This is a genomic window from Ralstonia insidiosa (genome assembly GCF_008801405.1).
Classification (GTDB): domain Bacteria; phylum Pseudomonadota; class Gammaproteobacteria; order Burkholderiales; family Burkholderiaceae; genus Ralstonia; species Ralstonia insidiosa.
The window spans coordinates 1521674-1542893 of the sequence record NZ_VZPV01000001.1 but is presented as its reverse complement, the minus strand read 5'-3'; the positions used below and the strand labels follow the sequence as shown (position 1 = coordinate 1542893).

The 21220-nt window shown below is 63.9% G+C and carries 18 protein-coding genes; 11 read left to right on the top strand and 7 right to left on the bottom strand.

Annotated features, from left to right (window positions below):
* Position 1: 1 nt before the first annotated feature.
* Positions 2-928: a DMT family transporter gene (locus tag F7R11_RS07365; protein WP_021195081.1), complete on the bottom strand. Its 927-nt coding sequence runs from the start codon at positions 926-928 to the stop codon at positions 2-4.
* Positions 929-1120: 192 nt separating this feature from the next.
* On the opposite strand from F7R11_RS07365, the gene F7R11_RS07360 reads away from it, so the two are divergent.
* Both F7R11_RS07360 and upp read left to right on the top strand, forming a co-directional pair.
* Complete coding sequence (locus tag F7R11_RS07360; RefSeq protein ID WP_064802323.1) at positions 1121-2605, top strand: NCS1 family nucleobase:cation symporter-1; 1485 nt, start codon at positions 1121-1123, stop codon at positions 2603-2605.
* Between the two features lie 63 nt (positions 2606-2668).
* Positions 2669-3319, top strand: coding sequence for a uracil phosphoribosyltransferase (gene upp / locus F7R11_RS07355; RefSeq protein WP_021195083.1), 651 nt, complete (start codon positions 2669-2671; stop codon positions 3317-3319).
* A gap of 77 nt (positions 3320-3396) precedes the next feature.
* Here the strand turns inward: upp and F7R11_RS07350 are convergent, their stop codons facing one another.
* Both F7R11_RS07350 and F7R11_RS07345 read right to left on the bottom strand, forming a co-directional pair.
* Entirely contained in the window at positions 3397-3549 is a 153-nt protein-coding gene (locus F7R11_RS07350) for a DUF3149 domain-containing protein (RefSeq protein WP_064802321.1), read from the bottom strand.
* A 161-nt stretch (positions 3550-3710) separates the two neighbouring features.
* On the bottom strand, positions 3711-5285 hold the full coding sequence (locus F7R11_RS07345; RefSeq protein ID WP_064802319.1) for a helicase HerA-like C-terminal domain-containing protein: 1575 nt from the start codon (positions 5283-5285) through the stop codon (positions 3711-3713).
* A gap of 183 nt (positions 5286-5468) precedes the next feature.
* Between F7R11_RS07345 and F7R11_RS07340 the strand changes: the two genes are divergently transcribed.
* From F7R11_RS07340 to F7R11_RS07300, 9 genes are all read left to right on the top strand, one after another.
* Positions 5469-6194 (top strand): YebC/PmpR family DNA-binding transcriptional regulator, encoded by a 726-nt coding sequence (locus F7R11_RS07340; RefSeq protein ID WP_064802317.1) that lies wholly within the window; start codon positions 5469-5471, stop codon positions 6192-6194.
* An 84-nt stretch (positions 6195-6278) separates the two neighbouring features.
* On the top strand, positions 6279-7547 hold the full coding sequence (purD, locus tag F7R11_RS07335) for a phosphoribosylamine--glycine ligase (RefSeq protein ID WP_064802315.1): 1269 nt from the start codon (positions 6279-6281) through the stop codon (positions 7545-7547).
* Between the two features lie 146 nt (positions 7548-7693).
* Positions 7694-8602 (top strand): oxygen-dependent coproporphyrinogen oxidase, encoded by a 909-nt coding sequence (gene hemF / locus F7R11_RS07330; RefSeq protein ID WP_064802313.1) that lies wholly within the window; start codon positions 7694-7696, stop codon positions 8600-8602.
* Entirely contained in the window at positions 8599-9309 is a 711-nt protein-coding gene (locus F7R11_RS07325) for a nicotinate-nucleotide adenylyltransferase (RefSeq protein WP_064802312.1), read from the top strand. Before hemF ends, F7R11_RS07325 begins: the two co-directional genes overlap by 4 nt.
* Positions 9310-9381: 72 nt before the next feature.
* Complete coding sequence (rsfS, locus tag F7R11_RS07320) at positions 9382-10014, top strand: ribosome silencing factor (RefSeq protein ID WP_064802309.1); 633 nt, start codon at positions 9382-9384, stop codon at positions 10012-10014.
* Between the two features lie 21 nt (positions 10015-10035).
* On the top strand, positions 10036-10506 hold the full coding sequence (rlmH, locus tag F7R11_RS07315; RefSeq protein ID WP_021195091.1) for a 23S rRNA (pseudouridine(1915)-N(3))-methyltransferase RlmH: 471 nt from the start codon (positions 10036-10038) through the stop codon (positions 10504-10506).
* 2 nt (positions 10507-10508) lie between these two features.
* On the top strand, positions 10509-11126 hold the full coding sequence (locus F7R11_RS07310; RefSeq protein ID WP_064806219.1) for a Maf family protein: 618 nt from the start codon (positions 10509-10511) through the stop codon (positions 11124-11126).
* 122 nt (positions 11127-11248) lie between these two features.
* A complete protein-coding gene (gene rng, locus F7R11_RS07305) occupies positions 11249-12718 on the top strand; it encodes a ribonuclease G (protein ID WP_064802308.1) in 1470 nt (489 codons plus the stop codon).
* A gap of 594 nt (positions 12719-13312) precedes the next feature.
* A complete protein-coding gene (locus F7R11_RS07300) occupies positions 13313-15442 on the top strand; it encodes an acyltransferase family protein (protein ID WP_082932791.1) in 2130 nt (709 codons plus the stop codon).
* A gap of 103 nt (positions 15443-15545) precedes the next feature.
* Here F7R11_RS07300 and F7R11_RS07295 read toward each other — a convergent pair whose 3' ends face one another.
* The 4 genes from F7R11_RS07295 to mdlC form a co-directional block, all read right to left on the bottom strand.
* Positions 15546-16943: an MFS transporter gene (locus F7R11_RS07295; RefSeq protein WP_082932790.1), complete on the bottom strand. Its 1398-nt coding sequence runs from the start codon at positions 16941-16943 to the stop codon at positions 15546-15548.
* Positions 16944-17125: 182 nt separating this feature from the next.
* On the bottom strand, positions 17126-18061 hold the full coding sequence (locus F7R11_RS07290) for a ketopantoate reductase family protein (RefSeq protein WP_064806217.1): 936 nt from the start codon (positions 18059-18061) through the stop codon (positions 17126-17128).
* Between the two features lie 7 nt (positions 18062-18068).
* Positions 18069-19553 carry an aldehyde dehydrogenase gene (locus F7R11_RS07285; RefSeq protein WP_064802303.1) on the bottom strand — a complete coding sequence of 495 codons (1485 nt, stop codon included), beginning with the start codon at positions 19551-19553 and terminating at the stop codon, positions 18069-18071.
* On the bottom strand, positions 19553-21142 hold the full coding sequence (gene mdlC / locus F7R11_RS07280; RefSeq protein ID WP_064802301.1) for a benzoylformate decarboxylase: 1590 nt from the start codon (positions 21140-21142) through the stop codon (positions 19553-19555). The genes F7R11_RS07285 and mdlC overlap by 1 nt, the downstream gene beginning before the upstream one ends.
* Between the last annotated feature and the right edge of the window lie 78 nt (positions 21143-21220).

The window sequence follows — 21220 nt, the reverse complement described above, 5'->3', positions numbered from 1 at the left end:
GTTATTTGGCCTGGCTACCACGACGCGACAGCAGCGCCATGCCGGCCAGCACCAGCGCGCTGCCAGCGATCTGCCACACGGTAATCGGCTCGCCCAGCAGCCACCAGCCCAGCAGCAGCGTCGACACCGGCCCGATCATGCCCGCCTGCGATGCCACTGGTGCTCCCACTCGGGCCACCGCCATCATCGTCATGGTGACGGGCGCCACCGTGCAGAACACCGCGTTGATGCCCGACAGCCCAATCACCTGCCAAGGCAGCACCAGCGCCGACATGGGCCGCAACACCAGAAACTGGATGATGCAGGCCACCGTTGACACGCACATGGCATAGGCCACCAGCCGCATCGAACCCACGCGCTTGACCAGCTCGCCGCTGGCCAGCAGATAGATACCGTAGCTGATGGCGCTGGCGAGTACCAACCCGCCGCCCAGCCATACGTTGTTGCCGCCCAGGTTCAGGTCGTGCGCGAACACCAGCACGATGCCCGCGTACGCCAGCGCCAGAGACACCCATTGCAAGCCGGTGATGCGCCGCTTGAATACCGTCGACGTAATCAACAGCACGAACGACGGCGTGAGGAACAGAATCAGCCGCTCCAGCCCCGCCGTGATGTATTGCAGCCCCAGGAAGTCGAGAAAGCTGGAGAGGTAGTAGCCGATGATGCCCAGGCCAACAATGCGCCAGCGGTCCGCCGGAGCCAGCGGCGCCGCGCGGCGCGACTGCCACCAGCCCATCGCCATGAACAGGGGCGCCGCCAGCAGCATGCGCAGCGTGATGACCATCACGGCATCCACCTGGTAGCGGTACATCAGCTTGGCGACAATGGCCTTCGCAGAGAACAGGACGGCGCCCACCGAGGCGAGCAGCAGGCCGCCGGTGTCGGTGGTTCGTGCGGAGTTGGAAGACGCAGAAGATGCGGTGGTCACAACGGAGCGCGAGAGAGGCGCAGGACGTGTTGGAGGGCGCGGTCGATTGTATTGGAATTCAACAAAACGTTCCGACGACAGGTGCGCTGCACGTGGCACGGCTTTCGCTTGAGCGCATCCGGACCGCCGTACAATCGCGCCTGCATTCCGAATATTCCGATAGAGCTACAACGACAACGGATTCCACACCCCATGAGCCAAACCACCTCCCCCGCCTTCTCCGCGGGCGCCGATGCAGTCGCGGCACCCGACCCGACCCTCTGGAACGAAGACCTCAACCCCACCCCGCAAGCTGCCCGCACCTGGACGGCTACCAACTACGCCGCGCTGTGGGTGTCGATGGTGGTATCGGTGCCGGCGTACATGCTGGCCTCGGGGCTGATGAGCGAGGGCATGAACTGGTGGCAGGCCGTGCTGACGGTGTTCCTGGGCAACCTGATCGTGCTCGTACCGATGGTGCTGGTCGGCCATGCGGGTACCAAATATGGCATCCCCTTTCCTGTACTAGTGCGGGCGTCGTTTGGCGTACGCGGTGCGCAGTTGCCGGCCATCCTGCGGGCCATCGTGGCGTGCGGCTGGTTCGGCATCCAGACGTGGCTCGGCAGCCAGGCGATCTACACGATCCTGAACGTCGTCACCGACAACATGCTGGTGGGCAGCAACATTCCGGGCCTGGGCATCAACCCGGGCCAGGGGTTCTGCTTCCTGCTGTTCTGGGGCCTGCACATCTGGCTGATCACCAAGGGGCTGGAGTCGATCAAGCGCTTCCAGGCGCTGGCCACGCCGCTGCTGATCCTGGCCGCGCTGGGCCTGGTCTGGTGGGCGTACGTCAATGCGGGTGGCTTTGGCCCGATGCTGTCGGCGCCATCGGCGTTTGCTGAGGGCGGCAAGCGTGCGGGCGAGTTCTGGGGCTTCTTCTGGCCGTCGCTCACCGCCATGGTCGGCTACTGGGCCACGCTGGCGCTGAACATTCCGGACTTCACACGCTTTGCGCGCAGCCAGCGCGATCAACTCGTCGGCCAGGCGATTGGCCTGCCGCTGCCGATGGGGCTGCTGGCACTGGTGGCCGTGCTCGTCACCTCGTCCACGGTCGTTATCTACGGCCAGGCCATCTGGGACCCGGTCACCCTCGCCGGCAAGATGACGGGCCCGTCGGTCATCGTCGCGCTGCTGGCGCTGATCACCGCTACGCTGATGACCAACATCGCCGCCAACGTGGTGTCGCCGGCGTATGACTTTTCGAACCTGGCGCCGCATCGCATCTCGTTCCGCATCGGCGGCTACATCACGGCGGGCATCGGCCTGGCGATGATGCCGTGGAAGATTCTTGAGACCACCAAGGGCTACATCTTCACGTGGCTCGTGGGTTACGGCGCGCTGCTGGGCCCGGTGGCCGGCATCATGATGGTCGACTACTTCCTGGTACGCCGCACTGTGCTCAAGACCGGCGAGCTGTTCCGCGTGGACGGCCCCTACGGCTATGGCAACGGCTGGAACGGCCGTGCCATCGTCGCACTCATCATCGGCGTGCTGCCGAACCTGCCGGGCTTCTTCAAGCAGGCCGGTTTCGTGGCCAGCGTGCCGGGCGTGTTCGAAGCGCTGTACACGTATGCGTGGTTCGTGGGGCTGGCGATTTCGGCCGTGGTCTACATCATTCTGATGCGCGGCCGCCGATAAGCCGCTCGATTATCTACATGGGGCGCGCCTTACAATGCGCCCCACTACTGCATCCTTCTCGCCATGAAACAAGATCCGCGCTTTCCGAACCTGTTCATCCTCAATCACCCGCTGATCCAGCACAAGCTCACGCACATGCGCGACAAGGACACGTCCACGCGCACGTTCCGCGAGCTGCTGCGCGAGATCACGCTGCTGATGGGCTATGAGATCACGCGCAACCTGCCGCTGACCAGCCGCCACATCGACACGCCGATGGGCCCGATGGAAGCCCCCGTCATCGCCGGCCGCAAGCTGGCCGTTGTGCCGGTGCTGCGCGCGGGCGTGGGCATGAGCGATGGGCTGGTGGAGCTGATTCCCTCGGCGCGCATCGGCCATATCGGCGTCTACCGCGACGAGCACCACCGCCCGGTGGAATACCTCGTGCGCCTGCCGGATCTGGAAGACCGCACCTTCATCCTGTGCGATCCGATGGTCGCTACCGGCTACTCGGCCGTGCACGCCATCGACGTGATGAAGAAGCGCGGCGTGCCGGACGAGAACATCCTCTTCCTGGCGCTGGTGGCCGCACCGGAAGGCGTGGAGGTTTTCCAGAAGGCGCATCCGGGCGTGAAGCTGTTCGTTGCTTCGCTGGATTCGCACCTGGACGAGCACGCTTACATCATCCCCGGCCTGGGCGATGCGGGCGACCGCCTGTTCGGCACGAAGAACTGATCGCACTGCGTTCTACGCAAACAACAACAGCCGGCATTGCCGGCTGTTTGTTTTGGTGCGTGCGGTAGCGGCACTGATCAGGCTTGGCGCTGCTTGGCGGCGCGTTCTTCTTCGCGCATCTTGCGAACGAAAAGGCGCCAGAAGAACGCGCCCATGCCGATGAGAAAGCCGATGACGGCGAGGCTCGCCAGGCCGGTATCGGTCGTGAACAAGATTTTGAGTGCGGTCATATGCCAGATCTCCCGGATTGAGGGCCGCGGCACCGGATGATGCCTCGGCCCGATGCAGTCTAGGGAGACTGGCAAGCTGGGTATTGCGTGCGGTCAAGCGCAGGGGCGGTCTCATCCCGCCCGCCGCGTGTTACCTGATGAAAGTCAGAAACCCACGCAGATCAGCGCTTCTTCGACCCGCCGAGGATGCTGCCCAGCACCCCGCGTACGATCTCGCGCCCGACCGTCGAGCCGATCGTGCGCATGGTCGACTTGGCCAGCGTTTCGACAATCGAGTCCCCGCGGCCGGTGCGGCCGGTGCCCTTGGTCAGGATCGAGCCGACCTCGCCAAGCCAGCCGCCGCCCTCCTGCTGTGCGGGTGCAGGTGCAGGTGCGGGGACCGACGTGGGCGCCGAACCCGACGAAGCACCAAAATCCGTGCCGATGGACCCCGGAGCCGGCGCAGATGCTGCGCCACCCGTCGCCACACGTCCGGTCAGGATTTCGTAGGCCGATTCCCGATCGATTGCCGTGTCATAACGGCCGGCTACCAGCGAATTGGCGAGCAACGCGCGGCGCTCGTCATCCGAAATCGGCCCGATACGCGATGCAGGCGGCACGACGAAGGCGCGCTCCGTAATCTCAGGGCGTCCGCCTTCATCAAGCATGGAGATCAGCGCCTCGCCCACCGCCAGTTCGCCGATGGCCTGTTCGATGCTGAATTCCGGGTTCGCTCGCATCGTGGTCGCGGCCGCCTTCACGGCTTTCTGATCACGCGGCGTGAAGGCGCGCAGCGCGTGCTGCACGCGGTTGCCGAGCTGGCCGAGCACCGTGTCAGGCACATCGGACGGGTTCTGCGTCACGAAGTACACGCCCACGCCCTTCGAGCGGATCAGCCGCACCACTTGCTCCACCTTCTGCAACAGCGACGGCGGCGCATCGTTGAATAACAGGTGCGCCTCGTCAAAGAAGAAGGCCAGCTTGGGCTTGTCCAGATCGCCCACTTCCGGCAGGTGCTCGAACAGCTCCGAGAGCATCCACAGCAGGAACGTCGCGTACAGCTTGGGCGCATTGAGCAGCTTGTCGGCCGCCAGGATGTTGATCACGCCCTGGCCGCGCACGGTCTGCATCAGGTCGTTGATATCGAGCATCGGCTCGCCGAAGAACTTGTCGGCGCCCTGCTCTTCCAGCGCGATCAGGTTGCGCTGGATGGCCCCGATGCTGGCCGACGAGATGTTGCCGTACTTGTTCGTGTACTCCGACGAGTGCTCGCCGACGTGCTGCAGCATCGCGCGCAGGTCTTTCATGTCGAGCAGCGCGAGGCCGGAGTCATCCGCAATCCGGAAGACGAGATTGAGCACGCCGGTCTGGATGTCGTTCAACTCCAGCATGCGCGACAGCATCAGCGGGCCCATGTCCGACACGGTGGCGCGCACGGGGTGGCCCTTCTCGCCGTACACATCCCACAGCGTGACGGGGCAGCCGGCCCATTGCGGTTCTTCCAGACCGCGCTCCTGCAGGCGCGCCTTGAGCTTGTCGTTCGACTGGCCAGGCTGCGAAATGCCGGTCAGGTCACCTTTGACGTCAGCCAGGAAGACCGGCACGCCGATCTTCGACAGGCCCTGCGCGATCGTTTGCAGGGTGACGGTCTTGCCGGTGCCGGTGGCGCCGGTAATCAGGCCATGCCGGTTGGCCAGCTGGGGCAGCAGCACCAACTCAGTTTTCGTGTTCTTGGCAACGAGGATGGGATCGGTCATGGCATTCAGACGGGGATCAATCTTTGGGGGCGGGCGCCTATTGCTCGACCGGATGGACGGGTCGGCGGGCGTGTGCAGCATGCTAAAATCTACGACCGATTATAGAGCGTGCAGGTGGCGTCAAACCGCCATCTGGGCGCCAGATTCCACAGCATTTCCACCGCATTCCGCTCGGAGAGTTTCATGGCCGGTCATTCCAAATGGGCCAATATCAAGCATAAAAAAGCCGCTGCCGACGCCAAGCGCGGCAAGATTTGGACGCGCCTGATCAAGGAAATCACCGTGGCGGCCCGCCTGGGCGGCGGTGATGCGGATTCGAACCCCCGCCTGCGCCTGGCCATGGACAAGGCCACCGACGCCAACATGCCCAAGGACAACATCCAGCGCGCCATCCAGCGCGGCGTGGGTGGCCTGGAAGGCGCGAACTACGAAGAAATCCGCTACGAAGGCTACGGCATCAATGGCGCCGCCATCATCGTCGACTGCCTGACCGACAACCGCACGCGCACCGTGGCCGAAGTCCGCCACGGCTTTGACAAATACGGCGGCAACATGGGCGTCGCCGGCTCGGTGGCGTTCCTGTTCGACCATGTCGGCCAGTTCATCTTTGCCCCCGGCACGCCGGAAGACAAGCTGATGGACGCCGCGCTCGAAGCCGGCGCCGACGACGTCGTCACGCATGAAGACGGCGCACTCGAAGTCATCTGCCCGCCCCACGATTTCACCAAGGTCAAGACCGCACTGGAAGCCGCTGGCTTCAAGGCCGAACTGGCCGAAGTCATCATGAAGCCGCAGAACGAAGTCGAGTTCACCGGCGAAGATGCGGTCAAGATGCAGAAGCTGCTCGACGTTCTGGAAAACCTGGACGACGTGCAGGAAGTCTTCACCAACGCGGTCATCGGGGAATAAGCCCGAGACGCGCGCATAACGGCGATCGACCTGACCGATCGCCGTTTTTGTTTTCCAGTTTTCGATTTTTTGAGTAGGTACAGCATGAAAGTGATGGTGGTCGGTTCGGGCGGTCGAGAGCACGCCCTGGCATGGAAGCTGGCACGCTCGCCCAAGGTGCAGGTGGTCTACGTGGCGCCGGGCAATGGCGGCACGGCGCTCGACAAGCGCCTGCAGAATCTGCCGATCACGGACCCGGAAGTGCTGGCCGCGTTTGCCGAGCGCGAAGGCATCCACTTCACAGTGGTCGGCCCGGAAGCCCCGCTGGCCGCCGGTATCGTTGATCTGTTCCGCAGCAAGGGCCTGCGCATCTTCGGGCCGACCCAGGCTGCGGCGCAGCTTGAGTCGTCGAAGGATTTTGCCAAGGCGTTCATGCATCGCCACGGCATTCCGACCGCCAAGTACCAGACCTTCAGCGACGCGGCACAAGCGCACGCCTACATTGACCAGGAAGGCGCCCCGATCGTCATCAAGGCCGATGGCCTGGCTGCCGGCAAGGGCGTGGTCGTGGCGATGACGGCCGAAGAAGCGCACAGCGCCATCGACATGATGCTGGCCGACAACCGCCTGGGCGACGCCGGTGCGCGCGTCGTGATCGAAGAATTCCTGGCTGGCGAAGAAGCCAGCTTCATCGTCGTGTGCGACGGCAAGAACGTGGTGGCGCTGGCTACCAGCCAGGACCACAAGCGCCTGCTCGACGGCGACGCTGGCCCCAACACGGGCGGCATGGGCGCGTACTCGCCCGCGCCGGTGGTCACGCCCACGCTGCACGCCCGCGCGCTGCGCGAGATCATCATGCCGACCATCCGCGGCATGGAAAAGGACGGCATCCCATACACCGGTTTCCTCTACGCCGGCCTGATGATCGACGCCGACGGCACGCCCAAGACGCTCGAATTCAACTGCCGCATGGGCGACCCGGAAACGCAGCCCATCATGGCGCGCATGAAGACCGACCTGTACGACGTGCTCGACCGCGCCATCGACGGCAAGCTCGACGGCATGGAACTCGAATGGGACCGCCGTACCGCGCTGGGCGTGGTGATGGCTGCCCACAACTATCCGGACACGCCGCGCAAGGGCGATGTCATCACCGGCATCCCGAAGGAGACGGAAGACAGCGTCACCTTCCACGCCGGCACCACGCTCAAGGACGGCGTGCTGACCACCAACGGCGGCCGTGTGCTGTGCGTCGTCGGCCTGGCTGACACCGTCAAGGCGGCCCAGCGCGCCGCGTATAACGCCATCGAACAAATCAAGTTCGACGGCGCCCAGTACCGGACCGATATCGGCCACCGCGCCATCCGCCATTGAGCGATCCCTGCCGCGCTGATGCCCCACCATGGGGCAAGCGCGGCTTCCGTCACCCCGGGTGATTCCCAACAAGCCCCAAGCGGCCCGCCCGCTACAATGGTGACAACCGTATGACCCGGCCGCCCCAACGGCCCCGCCCGAATCTGATGGATACCCAAGCCGTCCGCGCCTACCTGCTGGACCTGCAGGACCGCATCACCACCGCTGCCGGCGCACTCGACGGCGGCACCTTCGCCACCGATTCGTGGGAAAAACCGCCCACCGAACGCCTGCGCGGTAGCGGCCGCACCCGCATCCTGGAAGGCGGCTCGCTGCTGGAGCGCGGCGGCGTCGGCTTCTCACACGTGATGGGCGACACCCTGCCCCCGTCGGCCACCGCCAACCGGCCCGAACTGGCCGGACGCGGCTTCGAAGCGATGGGTGTGTCATTGGTCTTCCACCCGCGCAACCCGTACGTACCGACGGTGCACATGAACGTGCGCTGCTTCGTCGCCGTGCGGCCCGATGCCGAACCCGTCTGGTGGTTCGGGGGCGGCATGGATCTCACGCCCTACTACGGCTTCACCGAAGACGCGTCGCACTTCCACCGCACCTGCCAGGGCGCCCTCGCCCCGTACGGCGACGAGCTCTATCCGCGCTTCAAGCAGTGGTGTGATGACTATTTCTATCTGAAGCACCGCAAGGAAGCGCGCGGCATCGGCGGCATCTTCTTCGATGACTTTGCCGAACTGGGGTTCGAGCGCAGCTTCGAGATGATGCGCTCCGTCGGCGACGCCTTCCTGCCCGCCTGGCTGCCCATCGCCGAGCAACGCCACGCCACGCCGTACGGCGAGCGCGAACGCGCCTTCCAGGCCTATCGCCGTGGACGCTATGTTGAGTTCAACCTGGTGTTCGACCGCGGCACGCTGTTCGGCCTGCAAAGCGGCGGCCGCACGGAATCGATCCTGATGTCGATGCCGCCCGTGGCCAACTGGCGCTACGACTGGCAACCCGAAGCGGGCTCGCCGGAAGCGGCGCTGTACACCGACTTCCTGCCGGCGCGCGACTGGGTATGACGCTTCCCACCTTCGTGCGCCCCAATCTCGACCGCCCGTATCGCCTGGGTTTGCTGGGCGGCACATTCGATCCGCCGCACGTCGGCCATATCGCCCTGGCCGAACTGTGCATCGCCCGGCTCGATCTGGACGAACTGCTGTGGATTCCGACCGGCGTGTCGTGGCAAAAAGCCGCCGACATCACCCCCGCCCCGCTGCGCTTTGCCATGACTGAACTGGCCGCGAAAGCGGTACGCGGTGGCCGCGCCCGGGTTCACGCGAGCAGCATGGAAGTCGACCGCCACGGCCCCAGCTACACCATCGACACCGTGCGTGAATTACGCGGCGTCTACGGGCCGGAAACCTCCATGGCGTGGCTGATGGGCGCCGACCAGCTCGTCGGCCTGGACACCTGGCATGGCTGGCAAGACCTGTTCGAATACGTGCACCTGTGCGTGGCCACGCGCCCCGGTTTCGACCTGCACGCTCTGCACGCGCCGGTGCAACGCGAGCTGGATGTGCGCCGGGGTGACACGGCATTGGTACAATGCGCTCCCGCCGGCCATATGTGGATCGACCAGACGCTATCCGTCGACCTGTCGTCCACCCGCCTGCGCCAGCTGCTCGCCGCCGGCGAACGCTGCGACGCCGACCTGCCCGCCGGCGTGGCCGACCTGATCCAATCGCATTCGCTGTATCGCCGTGCCAATGGCACGGTCAGTGCCTGACCGCGTGATTCACTGTATTTACGCGCTTTTTTGACCTTTTTTCTCGCCCTTTAAACGTTCTTCTCACTCAGTATGGATATTCGCAAACTACAACGCGTGATCGTCGACGCGCTCGAAGACGTCAAGGCGCAAGACATCAAGGTCTTCAATACGACCCACCTGACCGAGCTGTTCGACCGCACGGTCATCGCTAGCGGCACGTCCAATCGTCAGACCAAGGCCCTCGCCGCGTCCGTCCGTGACGCCGTCAAGGAAGCCGGCGGCCACGTCATCGCCGTGGAAGGCGAAGACGTGGGCGAATGGGTGCTGGTTGACTGCGGCGACGCCGTGGTCCACATCTTCCAGCCGCAACTGCGCCAGTACTACAACCTGGAAGAAATCTGGGGCGACAAGCCGGTGCGCGTCGAACTCGGCGGAACCAGCAAGCGCGGCCTGCCCAAGGCCAGCGAAGGTTACGACGACGAGGAAGACGAGGCCGAAGAGGTCACGCCGGCCAAGCGCCGCACTACCAAGCCGGCGCTGGCCGGTGAGCGCCCGACCAAGGCTGCAGCACCGGCCAAGAAGGCGCCCGCCAAGACCGCTGCCGCCAAAAAGCCCGCCAGCAAACGCGCAACCGGCACCGGCAAGCCCGCCACGAAGACTGCCGCAAAAACGGCGACCAAGACGGCAGCCAAGCGCGCGCCGGCCAAGAAGCGCGCGTCGTAACACCGCGCAGGCAATCTCGCCATGCAGTTGCTGATCGTCGCCGTCGGGCACAAGATGCCGTCCTGGATCGAGGACGGCTTCTCTGAATATGCCAAGCGCATGCCGCCCGAACTGCGCATCGAATTGCGCGAGATCAAGCCCGAGCAGCGCTCGGGCAGCCGCACCGCCGCCACCGTCATGCAGCTCGAAGCCGCGCGCATCGAAGCCGCGCTACCCAAGGGCTGCCGCATGATCGCGCTGGATGAGCGCGGCAAGGACCTCACCACCGTGGCACTTGCCGAATCCCTCACCGGATGGCAACAGGAAGGCGGCGACATCGCTTTCGTGATTGGCGGTGCGGACGGGTTGGACCCGGCGCTCAAGGCCAAGGCCCGCATGCTGATCCGCCTGTCGAGCCTGACCCTGCCGCACGGCATGGTGCGCGTGCTGCTGGCCGAGCAGCTCTATCGCGCGTGGAGCATCACGCAAAACCACCCGTATCACCGGGTATGACGATGGAAGCAACCGGCGCCCCACACTTGTATCTCGCCTCGCAAAGCCCGCGTCGGCAGGAATTGCTGCGGCAGATCGGCGCGCGCTTCGAACTGCTGCTGGCCGATGGCGATGAAGATGCCGAAGCGCTGGAAGCCGTACTCCCCGGCGAGACACCCGACAACTACGTCCAACGCGTCTGCGCATTGAAGGCGCAGGCGGCTGTGCGCCGCCGCATCGCACGCAACCTCCCCGCCCTGCCGATCCTCACGTCCGACACCACGGTGTGCCTGGGCGGCGAGATCCTCGGCAAGCCGACTGACGCAGCCGATGCCCACCGCATGCTGCGCGGCATGTCCGGCCGCGAACACCGCGTGCTGACCGCCGTCACCGTCGTCAAAGCCGACGGCACGCCGATGCACGCGCTGTCCATTTCCGACGTGCGCTTTGCCGTACTGACAGACAACGACATCGCCCGCTACATCGCCAGCGGCGAGCCCTTTGGCAAGGCCGGTGCGTACGGCATCCAGGGCCGCGCAGCCGCCTTCGTCGCCCATATTTCGGGAAGCTATTCGGGTATCATGGGCCTACCCTTGTTCGAGACGGCAGCGCTGCTCGCACAGGCGGGCATCACGCTGTAACTCGCCCTCTGACCGGCCGCCGAAGCACGCGCCGAGCAGCGTGCGAGGGCCGGTTTCAAGACACGCTTCGGGCGCACGACAAGCGTAGAGGCGGGTGCTGAAACCCGCTCTCCAGGTATCCCATGTCCGAAGACATCCTCGTCAATATCACGCCGCAAGAAACGCGCGTGGCCATCGTCCAGCAAGCCGCCGTTCAAGAGCTCCACATCGAGCGCACACTCACGCGCGGGCTGGTCGGCAACATCTACCTCGGCAAGGTTGTGCGCGTGCTGCCTGGCATGCAATCGGCCTTCATCGACATCGGTCTGGAACGCGCGGCGTTCCTGCACGTGGCCGACATCTGGCACCCGCGCGATGCCAAGGACGCCCCGCCCACGCCGCAGGTCGCCATCGAGAAAACACTGTTCGAAGGCCAAGCGCTGATGGTGCAGGTCATCAAGGACCCGATCGGCACCAAGGGCGCACGCCTTTCCACGCAAGTCAGCATTGCTGGCCGCACGCTGGTGTATCTGCCGCAAGACCCACACATCGGTATCTCGCAAAAGATTGGCAACGAGGCCGAGCGCGAAGCGCTGCGCGCCCGCGTGACGGCGATGGTGCCGACCGAGGAGCGCGGCGGTTTCATCGTGCGCACCATCGCCGAAGAATCGACCGACGAAGAACTCGCCAACGACGTCGCCTACCTGCGCAAGATCTGGGCGACCATCCGCCACAACGCCACCACCCTTCCCGCGCCGTCGATCCTGTACCAGGACCTGAACCTCGCCCAGCGCGTGCTGCGCGATTTCGTGACGGACGAAACGCGCAGCATCCAGGTCGATTCGCGCGAGAACCATCAGAAGCTCGTCGAATTTGCGCAGGAATACACGCCGGCTGTGGTCGAGCGCCTGACGCACTACACCGGCGAGCGGCCGATCTTCGATCTGTACAACATCGAGGCGGAAGTCGAGCGTGCGCTGTCGCGCCGGGTTGATCTGAAGTCAGGCGGTTACCTGATGATCGACCAGACCGAGGCGATGACCACCATCGACGTCAACACCGGCGGTTACGTGGGCGCGCGCAACTTTGACGACACGATCTTCAAGACCAACCTGGAAGCTGCGCACACCATCGCGCGGCAACTGCGGCTGCGCAATCTGGGCGGCATCATCATCATCGACTTCATCGATATGGAGTCCGCCGACCATCGCGATGCGGTGCTAGCGGAGCTACGCAAGGCGCTGTCGCGCGACCGCACACGCATCACGGTCAACAGCTTCTCGCAACTGGGGTTGGTGGAGATGACGCGCAAACGTACGCGGGAATCGCTCGCGCACGTGCTGTGCGAGCAGTGCCCGGTGTGCCAGGGCAAGGGCCAGGTCAAGACGCCGCGCACGGTGTGCTACGACATCCTGCGGGAGATCATGCGCGAGTCCCGGCAATTCAATCCGCGCGAGTTCCGCATCCTGGCCTCGCAATCCGTCATCGATCTGTTCCTGGAAGAAGAAAGCCAGCACCTGGCGATGCTGGGCGACTTTATCGGCAAGCCGATCTCGCTGCAGGTGGAATCGTCCGCGGCCAGCCAGGAGCAGTACGACATCATCTTGATGTAGTGCACAGCAAGTTTTCCTGAAATTCACGGACAACTTGCCGCCCCAGAGACATTGGCCATGACTCTTTTGAGAGTCATCCCGTGCGCCGTCGATATATACGTCTGCTGAAGTGGAGCTCAGCCGCTCTGGCATCGACGTCTGTCAGAATGGACGACCCGGCATTGCGGGTCCTGCCTGAACCCAGACGTCACGATATCCGACCTCACGCCCCCACCCGATGCATCTCGGGTGGCTGGCACGCATCGCCGAATAGCACAGACCGAAGCGCCCCTCAAACTTGGCTTGAGCGACGGCAACACAGCATCTGCGACGCCCACCAGACATCAAAATCTGGTTGAACCTCTGCCCCGCTCGGATCTGTCTGGAACCTCATCCGTCGCTCTACCCGTTTAAATAGCCTTGGTGAAAAGCATTCCTGTTGCTTTTTCTATTGCTTTCTACACATAGAGGCGTACATCAATACTTGATCGTTTATTTTTGTGTATCATCCGCCCCTCAAAAAAAATTAACGATTGGCAAACGTTGTCGTAGCTAATTGCACCACTCTCCCGCAATGGCTCCGTAGTATGCCAACCGGGGGAAATTAAGCGGGTCATGATCGCTGGTAACACAACAACGGTAGCTTTGCAAAGAACAGAGGTAAATGTTAGTGCGCCCATTCGCCGCAACACCACCTCTTCAAGTGCAGCCTCCCATAAGACTCCCAAGCACTATCGCCCCGACATCGACGGCCTACGCGCCATTGCAGTGCTTGCCGTCATACTCTGTCACGCGCATTTGAGCTTGTTTTCCGGGGGCTACATTGGCGTCGATGTCTTTTTTGTGATCTCGGGCTACGTGGTCACAAGATCAATCACTCGCACCCAACGGTCCGGAACTTTCTCATTGGGGAACTTCTATGCGAGACGTGTTCGCCGACTTGCCCCGGCCTTGTATTGCATGGTCAGCGCGACACTGTTTTTTTGCCTGATTTTTCAATTTCCGGAAGAAGGCTATGACGCCCTGAAGAACGGACTCTTCATCGCCATCTTCTACTCAAACATCTTCCTTGCACGAAAGACCGGCTATTTTGATGCTACGGCGGACCAATTGCCATTTCTGCATACATGGTCACTCTCGGTCGAGGAGCAGTTCTATCTGGCGTTCCCGCTGCTGCTCCTGCTTCTAAGGCGAGCGAAACCAGGCATCCTGCTTGCCGTGACGAGCGCCCTCTTTCTGGGATCACTCGCCTACTCCCAGTATGCGGTGTCGCATGTTCTACCGCGCGCGTACTTTGAACTCCAGACAAGAGGGTTCGAGTTCCTGATTGGTGCGCTGTTGGCACTCCTCCCGCTGCAGGCAGCCGCCGCGCAGTACCGTCTGCGCTACGACGCTATCCTGGTGCTGGGACTCGCGATAGTCGCGGCGTGCACGGCTATGTACACGCCTGCGACTCCGATGCCAGGCCTCTATGCCTTGGTGCCATGCCTCGGAGCTGCGCTGGTCATCGCCAGCGGTGACCAGGCGCGCTTTCTTACGTCAGCGCTGTCAAACCCCGTGATGGTTTATCTCGGGAAGCTGTCCTATGCACTCTATCTCTGGCACTGGCCGATCTTCTTTGGTCTGCGCAAGTTCCATCTGACGTCAAATGCGTGGACCTGTGTGGGATTGCTGCTGTGCGTTGCCATTGCCATACCGACACACCACCTGGTTGAGCAACGCATCCGCAACGCGAAGTGGTCGACGCGGAAAAGCCTGCTTCTCCTTTTCCTGGCGCCTGCCGCAGTCTTGGGCACCCTCGCACTTGCGTCCAAATGGACGAATCACTTCGTGGCGCTCTACCCGTCAGCGCTGCGCCAGAGCTTTGATCAGACCGGCCGCTCCATCTTTGACGGAGACCGAGCACAACGTTGCTGGAACAAGGTCGAGGTCACTCCCGCCGCCGATTGCAGCGTGGGGAATCTTCAAGCGGCCACACGTGCGATCTTCTGGGGCGATTCCCATGCATATCAACTCATCAGCTTCATGGACACGCTTGGAAAGGACTACGGCCTTTCCATTCATGACGTGGCGCATACCATGTGCCCCCCGATAGCCGATGGCCCAGCGCGCGCCGGCAACCCTACCTATCAGAATCACAGGGAAGGCTGCCTTCTGCACGACCGCTTGGTCATGGAACACATCCTGGCGCGTGCGGACATTGGTGTTGTCATCATGTCTGCGGCATGGACCAACTACATAAATCTCGATACAGGGGATCGTCCACAACCGACCCTGCACGGCTTCATGCCTGGCGATCACTACGTTGAAGATACCGTCGCCCGCTTGAGAGCGGCAGGAAAGCGTGTGGTACTGGTCGACGATGTTCCAGTCGCACCGCCTGAGCTGGAGAACTGTGCATCCAATCGCCTATACGGTATCCGTCCACAGAACGAGAATTGCACCTATCCGGCAACGCTGGCAAGAACTGCGCATCGCCCCACCGAGGCATTGTTTGGGCGACTGAAAAAGGCCTTCTCCGATATCCCGATCATCCACACATACGACGTGCCTTGCGATGCAGAGCATTGCTACACCGAAATCTCCGGCGTCGATCTGTACAAGCACAACGACGTCGGACATCTCGGATTGGGAGGGAGCAACATCTACTATCGCGCTTACCAGGCAAAGCATCCGGGTGAGCTAGCCTCGATATTCTGCTCGGCAGAGGCTGCTTGTGCTTCTCTGCCGCTCAATAAACGATAGCCCCCTAAAGCCAAATCACAACAAGCGCGTGGACTGGCTACGGGGCATCTGAGCACCGCCGATGGCCGAAAAAAATCGGGCCGGTCATCATCGCGGTTGCGCCCTATGGTTTCGCAGGACTACCGTGCGGATGCACCGGCGCAGAAGGCGATGCGCAGGCGGTCCGCAGTACCGTCAACCGCGGAATCTGCTCCCGCATCACCAGCAACGCACCCAGTACCACCAGCATGGCGATCCCCAGCATTGCCAGGTAAGCACTCGAACCACCTGCCGTGATGATCATGGCACCAGCGAACGCGCTCAAGATCGCCCCCAGTCGCCCGAATGCGACGGCTGAGGCGGTGCCCGTGGCGCGCACCGCCGTCGGATAGACAAACGCACACAGCGCGTACATGGTCGACTGCACCGCGTTGACGAACAGCCCATGCAAGCCCAAGCCGACGATCAACAATTGCGTGCTCTGCCGGGCATCCACACCCTGCATAGCGAACGCGCTCAGTGCTGCGCCGATGCAGCACAATGCCATGGGCCAGCGTGATCCCCAGCGCGCGATCGCCACGGCACACACCAGCGCACCGATCACGCCGCCCAGGTTGTAGGCCGTCAAACCCTGCCCCGCCACGGCCACACTCAACCCCTCCGAGGCCAGCATGGTCGGCAACCAGCTGAATGCTGCGTACACCGCCAGCAGGCACATGAAGAAGGCCGCCCACAACGCCACCGTATCGCGCGCCTGCCCCGGCGCAAAGAGCGAGCGGAACCCAGCGTGCTGGATGACCTTCTGGCCAGCCAGATCAGTGAAGGTGGCATCAGCTGGCGTGGAACGCTCCATGCGCGTCAGCAGCCTGGCCAGTTGTGGCCAATGCGACTGGCGACGCGCCAGGAATCGAGGTGACTCCGGCAACGCTGCGACCAGCACGAACCCAAGCACCAGCGGCAGCGCGCCACCAATCCAGAACAGCCCGCGCCATCCGTAGATCGGCAGTACGTGGCCGGCGAACATCCCCGCCAGCATGCCGCCCAGGGGCACGCACACGATGGTGGCAGTCACGGCCAGCGTGCGGCGCCGGGCCGGCGTGAACTCCGCCGTCATCGTCGTCGAGCTTGGTAGCGCGCCGCCAATGCCGAGGCCCGCGATAAAGCGCAGCGCGGCGATCGTCGCCACATTGGGTGCGAAACCAATCATGCAGGTCGCCACACCAAACACGAACACGCTGCCGATCAGCGCCCAGCGCCGCCCGAAACGATCGGCAAACAAGCCGGCCAGCGCACTGCCGATGCCCATGCCGATCAACCCTGCCGCCACCGCCGGCGCAAATGCGTTGCGCGTGATGCCCCACTCCTTGATGAGCACGGGGATGGCAAAGCCGATCAACTGGCCATCAAAACCATCCATAACGATGGCGAATGCCGCGAGCAACACGGCGGCCTTTTGGGCAAACGAAAACGGCCCGTCGTCCAGGACACTGCCGATGTCGATGGGGGCGCGATCCTGGCTCATACCGGCCTCCGCTGAGAGGTGGAACGGCCGGATGGCGAACCAGGCGCATACGCCTGTGCAAGCGCGCTAGACGCGCTCGCCAGTCTGAAGCTGCACAGCATGGGGTTGTCTCCAATGGGCTGGCGTCTGCGCGCCATTTATTTAACATGTTAACAATATAAGCGGGCCCGCCTCCTGTCCAACTAGGGTGTTTGCGGATGCGCGGATTGCGCCTGCACCAGTCGCACCAACTGCATCAGCGTCTCGGTATGCGGCACACGCACGCCATGCCGTTGCGCCGCAACGACCACAGCGCCGTTGATCGACTCAATCTCGGTCGGGCGCCCGGCAAGCACGTCCTGCAGCATCGACGGCTTGTGCCCGCGATGCGCGACGATGGCATGGCGCACGTCGTCACTCACCTTGATTGCGTCGACACTGATACCGCTTGCTCGTGCCACCGCCAGCACTTCCTCGACAATGGTCAGCGCGAGTGCCGGCCCATCCTCCACCACGCCCAGCGCATCGACCGGGCGATTCAGCACCGTACACAATGGATTGAGGGCGGCATTGAAGGCAACCTTCTCCCACACGGCGCCCCATACGTTGGCATCGGCCTGGCAGCGCAGACCCGCGTCGGACAAGACACTGACGACACGCTCCAGCATCGGCCGATCAACACCATCGGCCGTCATCATGCGGATCACACCGGCACCATGCGAGCGCACGTGGCCGGGCCCCGCCAGATCCGCAGGCCACGTCGTCACACCAACGAGGATGCGTTCCTGCGGCACCGCCGAAGCCAGCGCCTCGACATTGCCCAGACCGTTCTGCAGTGTCAGCACATACGTGGACGGCCCGATCAGCTGACGCACACTCGCCAGCGCAGCACGCGTGTGCATCGATTTCGTGAAGACGATCAGCAGATCCGGCACCTGCGTTGCCTGACTTGGGCGCAACGCCTGCAGGCTGCGCACGTGGCGGTCACCGGTGTCGGTTTCCAGCCGCAGGCCGTGGGCGGTGATTGCACTGAGGTGCGCGTCGTTGATGTCGAGCAACGTGACCTGCTCGCCGGTTTCCGCCAGCAACCCGCCGAACAGCGAGCCCATGGCGCCCGCACCCTGAATGGCGATCTTCATGCGCATCTCAGAATGGGTAGTGGCGCGGCGTGGTCTGCACCGTCATCCAGCGCAGTTCGGTAAATTCGGCCACACCCGCGCGGCCGCCAAAGCGCCCGAAGCCGCTCGCCTTGACGCCACCAAACGGCATCTGCGCTTCGTCGTGTACGGTCGGGCCGTTGATGTGGCAGATGCCCGATTCGATGCGGCGCGCCACGTTCATAGCGCGCGCCACGTCACGGCTGAACACGGCAGACGACAATCCATATGCGTTGTCGTTGGCGCACGCGATGGCAGCATCGTCGCCGCGCACACGCACGATGCCCTTGACCGGGCCGAACGACTCTTCCGAGTAGATCAGCATGTCCGTCGTCACGTGATCGAGCAGCGTGGCGGGCATCAACGTGTTGGTGGCCTTGCCACCGCACAGCAGCTTCGCACCCTTGGCAAGCGCGTCGTCGATCAGGTGGTTGCAACGCACGACCGTGCTCATGTCGACCACCGAGCCGAGCACCGCCGGCCCCTTGCGCGGATCACCCAGCGGCAGCGAAGCGGCCTTCGCGGCCAGCTTGGCAACGAACGTATCGGCGATGGCCTCATCGACGATGATGCGTTCGGTGGACATGCAGATCTGGCCCGAGTTGGCGAACGCACCAAACGCTGCGCCATCCACCGCAGCGTCGATGTCCGCATCAGCCAGCACCAGCAACGGCGCCTTGCCGCCCAGCTCCAGCACAGCGGGTTTCAGATACGTGGCGCAGGTCTGCGCGATGATGCGCCCCACGCGCGTCGAGCCCGTGAAGTTGACGCGCCGCACAGCGGGGTGCGCAATCATCGCCTCCACGATGGCACCGGCATCGGCCGGCGCATTCGTCACGAAGTTGACGACGCCCTTGGGCAGCCCCGCTTCCTGCAGCGCTTCGATAATGAGTCCGTGCGTGGCAGGCGAGATCTCCGAGCCCTTGAGCACCACGGTATTGCCGCACGCCAGCGGCAGCGCGATCGCACGCACAGCCAGAATAACCGGCGCATTCCACGGCGCTATGCCAAGCACCACGCCCGCGGGCTGACGCACACCCATCGCCAGGCTGCCAGGTACGTCGGAGGGGATAATCTCCCCGGCAATCTGCGTGACCATGGCGGCCGCCTCTTGCAAGCCGCTGGCGGCCAGGTGCACGTTGAAGCCCGCCCACATCGCAGAGGCGCCGGTCTCCACAGCCATGGCAGCAGCAAAGGCGGCGCCCTTGGCCTCGAGCGCTTGGGCGGCGCGCATCAGCAACGCGCGACGCTCGGTCGGCCCCATGGCAGCCCAGCCGGGGAACGCAGCGGCAGCGGCGTCGACGGCATTGCGTGCGTCCTCCACCGTGGCCGCAGGCGCGCGCGTCGCCACAGAACCATCCAGCGGGTTGCGCCGCTCGAAGACCGCACCATTGCTGGCGTGCACGCGCTCGCCATTGATCAGCATCGAGATGGTTTGCGCGCCCTCCAGCGGGGCGACATTCGTATTCGTCATCAGGCGATCTCCACTTCAATCAGGGTTGGTCCGGTGGATTGCAGTGCGGTGTGCAGTGTGGCCTCCAGCGCGTGCGGGTCCGTCACGCGCTCGCCGGAGCAGCCCATGGCGCGAGCCAGTCCGACGAAGTCGATGCCGTGCAGGTCCGTGCCCTGCACCGGGTCGTTGGGTGCAAAGCCGAACACCGGCGCGAAATCCTGCAGGGCAGCATAGCGGCGGTTGTTCAGGATCACGAACGTCATGGGCAACTTGAGCAGCGATGCGCTCCACAACGCCTGGATGGAATACATGCTCGAGCCATCGCCAATCAGGCCGATCACGCGCGTGCCCGGCTTGGCGAGTGCCACGCCCACAGCGGCAGGCATGCCGTAGCCCAATCCCCCGCTATCCATGGTGTAGAACGCCCCCGCGCGACGCATCGGCAGATAGGTCTGCATCACTGAGCGCGCGCTCGGTGCTTCTTCGACGACGATGTCTGCGGGGCCGCGCACGGCATCGAGCGTCTGCAAAACGAAGGCCGTCGACATGGGCGATGCCGGCTCGGCTCGCGGCGATTTGACGCGGGCCGCAGGCAGCGGTCGAGCGGGCGGCGCGGGCCTTGCTAGCAAGTCCTGCACGCCGAGGCGGATGTTGCCGACGGCCGAGATGCCCTCGGGTGTCCAGGATGCGGTAGCCGGATCGTCGATCAGCTGTATGAGCTTGGCCCCCACCGGCACGTGCGGCCCATGACCTTCCACGTGATACGTGAACGCCGGTGCGCCAAGCGCAAACACCACGTCGTGCCCCTGCAGTAAAGCGACGATCTTCTCGCGCATTGCCGGCAGGAAACCGGCGAACAGGCGGTGGTCTTCCGGAAACGCACCTCGCCCCGCCATGGGCGCGGTAAACACACGGGCGTTGTGCGCTTCGGCAAGCTGCACAACGGCGTCCCATGCACCGGCACGGTCTATCGCTGCCCCCACCACAAATGCCGGCCGCTGCGCCGCATCCAGCGCATCGCCAATGCGCGCGAGCGTCACAGGATCGGGCCGCACCTCGTACGCCACTTCATGCACGGCGACAGGCTCGGTCAGCTGATCCCAGTCATCCACGGGGATCGACACCAGCACCGGCCCGCGCGGCTCCTGCATGGCGATGTGATACGCGCGGGCCAGCGCCAGCGGCACGTCCTGCGCACGCGCCGGCTCGATGCTCCATTTGACGTACGGCTTGGGCAGTTCGGTGGCTTGGTTGGAGGCGAGAAACGGATCGAACGGCAGGATGGACCGCGCCTGCTGCCCGGCCGTGATCACCAGCGGCGTGCGGTTCTTGAACGCCGTGAAGATGTTGCCCATCGCATTGCCGACGCCAGCCGCCGAGTGCAAATTCACCAGCGCGGCGTTGCCGGTTGCCTGCGCATAGCCGTCGGCCATGCCGACCACCACGGCCTCCTGCAGACCGAGGATGTAGCGGAAGTCTTCGGGAAAATCCCGGAACATCGGCAGTTCGGTGGACCCCGGATTGCCGAACACGTGGGTCATGCCGAGCCGGCGAAGCAGCTCGATCGTGGCGTCGCGCACCGTGACAAGCGCGAGCGAAGTGCGGGTCATGCAGCGTCTCCTTGTATTGCTCTTTGCATTGGCCGCCCAGTATGGGAGCCACCCACCTTGCGCGATATTGAATTTTCA

Coding starts and splice junctions, on each gene's coding strand:
- F7R11_RS07290 (WP_064806217.1), bottom strand. CDS start 18,061: ATGAAGATCGCCATTCAGGGTGCGGGCGCCATGGGCTCGCTGTTCGGC.
- F7R11_RS07310 (WP_064806219.1), top strand. CDS start 10,509: ATGGAAGCAACCGGCGCCCCACACTTGTATCTCGCCTCGCAAAGCCCG.
- F7R11_RS07325 (WP_064802312.1), top strand. CDS start 8,599: ATGACGCTTCCCACCTTCGTGCGCCCCAATCTCGACCGCCCGTATCGC.
- F7R11_RS07360 (WP_064802323.1), top strand. CDS start 1,121: ATGAGCCAAACCACCTCCCCCGCCTTCTCCGCGGGCGCCGATGCAGTC.
- hemF (WP_064802313.1), top strand. CDS start 7,694: ATGGATACCCAAGCCGTCCGCGCCTACCTGCTGGACCTGCAGGACCGC.
- rlmH (WP_021195091.1), top strand. CDS start 10,036: ATGCAGTTGCTGATCGTCGCCGTCGGGCACAAGATGCCGTCCTGGATC.
- upp (WP_021195083.1), top strand. CDS start 2,669: ATGAAACAAGATCCGCGCTTTCCGAACCTGTTCATCCTCAATCACCCG.
- F7R11_RS07340 (WP_064802317.1), top strand. CDS start 5,469: ATGGCCGGTCATTCCAAATGGGCCAATATCAAGCATAAAAAAGCCGCT.
- rsfS (WP_064802309.1), top strand. CDS start 9,382: ATGGATATTCGCAAACTACAACGCGTGATCGTCGACGCGCTCGAAGAC.
- F7R11_RS07300 (WP_082932791.1), top strand. CDS start 13,313: ATGATCGCTGGTAACACAACAACGGTAGCTTTGCAAAGAACAGAGGTA.
- F7R11_RS07350 (WP_064802321.1), bottom strand. CDS start 3,549: ATGACCGCACTCAAAATCTTGTTCACGACCGATACCGGCCTGGCGAGC.
- F7R11_RS07285 (WP_064802303.1), bottom strand. CDS start 19,553: ATGACGAATACGAATGTCGCCCCGCTGGAGGGCGCGCAAACCATCTCG.
- purD (WP_064802315.1), top strand. CDS start 6,279: ATGAAAGTGATGGTGGTCGGTTCGGGCGGTCGAGAGCACGCCCTGGCA.
- F7R11_RS07295 (WP_082932790.1), bottom strand. CDS start 16,943: ATGAGCCAGGATCGCGCCCCCATCGACATCGGCAGTGTCCTGGACGAC.
- rng (WP_064802308.1), top strand. CDS start 11,249: ATGTCCGAAGACATCCTCGTCAATATCACGCCGCAAGAAACGCGCGTG.
- F7R11_RS07345 (WP_064802319.1), bottom strand. CDS start 5,285: ATGACCGATCCCATCCTCGTTGCCAAGAACACGAAAACTGAGTTGGTG.
- mdlC (WP_064802301.1), bottom strand. CDS start 21,142: ATGACCCGCACTTCGCTCGCGCTTGTCACGGTGCGCGACGCCACGATC.